Source organism: Pseudomonas sp. (genome assembly GCF_037994325.1).
GTDB lineage: Bacteria > Pseudomonadota > Gammaproteobacteria > Pseudomonadales > Pseudomonadaceae > Aquipseudomonas.
The window spans coordinates 1-2,829 of sequence record NZ_JBBNAH010000438.1 but is presented as its reverse complement, the minus strand read 5'-3'; the positions used below and the strand labels follow the sequence as shown (position 1 = coordinate 2,829).

At 59.6% G+C, this 2,829-nt stretch carries 2 protein-coding genes; both read left to right on the top strand.

Annotation, left to right across the window (positions count from 1 at the left end; translation table 11 throughout):
• The coding region (locus AAAB16_RS14760) for a FecR domain-containing protein (protein WP_340663995.1) at nucleotides 1-259 on the top strand (259 nt) is incomplete at its 5' end.
• A gap of 117 nt (nucleotides 260-376) precedes the next feature.
• Entirely contained in the window at nucleotides 377-2,797 is a 2,421-nt protein-coding gene (locus AAAB16_RS14755) for a TonB-dependent receptor (protein ID WP_340663994.1), read from the top strand.
• The last annotated feature ends 32 nt before the right edge of the window (nucleotides 2,798-2,829 follow it).

Below are 2,829 nucleotides of genomic sequence, written 5' to 3'. Positions count from 1 at the left end.
CCTTCACGCTGTCGACAGCGAAGCCAGCCTGGCCTGGCGCCAAGGTTGGCTGACCTTTTATCAAATGCCCCTGGCGCAGGTGCTTGATGACGTGCAGCGCTACTCGCCAAACCGCATCGTGCTGCTTAACCCGGCATTGGCTGAGCAACGCATCAGCGGCAGTTTCCCCAGCCAAGACCCGAATAAAGTGCTCGATTCCCTGGCCAGTGTGGTCGGGTTTCAACGCCACACCATGTTCGGCCTGACGCTGTTGCGCTAACCCAGAAAAATAATTTCAGTCAGGGGTGAGGTATCGGCCACTGGCATCCGTGTAGTGCTTGTAGTTGCGAATTGCTCGCAGTAAACCCGTTGTGGGTCACTCACGGATCAGGTGCGTATGAAGTACAAAACGATGGTGAAAAACGCCTGGGGCTTTTCCCTGGCGCTGACGGCAAGCTTGCCGCTGCTAAGCCATGCCGCCGAGGCGCCATCGACGGCTGCTCAGGCGCAATACAACTTCGCCATTACCGCGCAACCATTGCCCCAGGCGTTGAGTGCGTTTAGCCGCGTGACCGGCCTCAGCCTGGTCTACAGCGACGACGCCCCTTACAGTCTGCAAGCGCCTGCGGTGCGTGGCGAGATGAGCGCCGAGCAGGCCTTAAGCCAATTGCTGCAAGGTTCCGGCTACACCTTCCGCCGCGCCGACGAGCGCACCCTGACCCTGCAACGCTTACCCAGCGAAGGCGCGCTGAACCTCGATGCCACCAACATCGACGGCAACACCCACACCGCGCAGGGCTACCAGCCGCCACCGACCAGCAAAATCATGCGCTCCGAAGCGCCGCTGCTGGAAATCCCGCAAGCCATCGCCGTGGTCCCTCAGCAGGTGTTGCAAGACCAACAACCGCGCAACCTTGACGATGCGTTGGTCAACGTCAGCGGCATTACCCAGGCCAACACCCTCGGCAGCACGATGGATGCGGTGATGAAACGCGGCTTTGGCGACAACCGCGACGGCTCGATTCTGCGCGACGGTATGCGCACCATCCAAGGCCGTAACTTCACCGCCAACGTCGAGCGTGTGGAAGTGCTGAAAGGCCCGGCGTCGATGCTTTACGGCATTCTCGACCCAGGCGGCGTGATCAACCTGATCAGCAAAAAACCGCAACTGCAGCAATACAACGCCATCACCGCCCGTGCTTCCACTTATGGCGATGGCAAGAACGGCAGCGGCGGCCAACTTGATACCACCGGCGCCATTGGCGATACCGACCTGGCCTACCGCCTGGTGGCTGATTACGACGACGCCGATTACTGGCGCAACTTCGGCAATAGCCGCGAGAAAACTATCGCCCCGTCGCTGGCCTGGTTGGCTGATGACACCACGGTGAATGTGTCGTGGGAGCACCGCGACTACCTGACGCCGTTTGATCGCGGGACCATTCTTAACCCCGATACGAAAAAGCCCTTGGCGATCCCGCGCGAGCGGCGTTTGGACGAGCCTTACAACAAAACCGAAGGGCGCTCTGACCTGGCGATTGTTGATATCGAGCATCGCCTGAACGATCAGTGGAAAACCCACTTCGCCTACAGCTACAACCGTGATCGGTATGACGACTATCAAGCGCGGGTGACCGGTTTTGTCGGTACGGACCGCACACGCTTGGTCCGTCGCTTGGACGGAACCCGTGGAGCGGTAAGCACCGAGCATTTCGGCACGCTGGATTTGTCCGGCGACTTGGAGTTTGCCGGTATGCGTCATGAGGTGTTAACGGGCGTTGACCACGAGTACCGCAAGATCTTCCGCTCTGACCTCCTGCGCCAAACCACCACCGTGCGTTTCAACACGCAGAATCCGGTGTACGGCCAAGTACCCATTCCAACCACCGTTACTGCGACCGATAGCGACCAGACCGACAAGGTCTACAGCCAGTCAGCCTTTATTCAGGACTCCATCCACCTCGACGACCAGTGGATTCTGGTCGCCGGTGCGCGCTACCAGCTGTATGACCAATTGGCTGGCCGAGGCCGACCGTTTAATAAGAACACCGATATCAATGGCCAGAACTGGTTGCCGCGCGTGGGCGTGGTGTACCAGTGGAACGAGGTATTTTCCTTGTATGGCGGCTATAGCGAGTCGTTTAAACCGAGCTCCACCATTGCGCCACTGAGTGGTGGCGTCAGCCTTAATGGCCTGGAGCCGGAGCAGGGTAAGTCCTGGGAAGTCGGCGCCAAGCTGGATATGCCCGGCCGCATCACGGGTACCTTGGCGCTGTTCAATATCGACAAGGAAAACGTGCAGGTTACAGAAACGCTCAACGCCGGAACGCCTCAGGCTGAGCTGGTTTCCCGTGCCGCGGGCGCCGTGACCTCGCGAGGGATTGAGCTGGATATCACCGGCCAGGTCACCGACCAGATCAGCCTGATCGGCACCTACGCCTACCTCGATGCCTGGGTCACTAAAGATCCCGCGCTCAAGGGTAACGACCTGGTCAACGTCGCGCGCAACACCGGTTCGTTATTTGGCGTATACGACTTCGGCCAAGTGCTGGGCGGCGACCGCCTGCGCATCGGCACCGGCGCCCGCTATGTAGGCGAGCGCGCTGGCGATGCGGAAAACACCTTCACCTTGCCGGCCTATACCGTGGCCGACGCCTTCGCCAGCTACGACACCCAACTCGGCGGCAAGAAGGTGAAGCTGCAATTCAACGTCAAGAACATGTTCGACAAGACCTACTACTCCTCGTCAACCAACCCGTTTTTGATCTCGATTGGCGATGCGCGGCTGTTTGAGGTTTCCAGTACGTTGGAGTTCTGATGCGTCGTAGGGTGTGCTGCGCGCACCAAGAG

Excerpts from the sequence above, each read along its gene's own strand:
- AAAB16_RS14755 (WP_340663994.1), top strand. The coding sequence starts at position 377 with ATGAAGTACAAAACGATGGTGAAAAACGCCTGGGGCTTTTCCCTGGCG.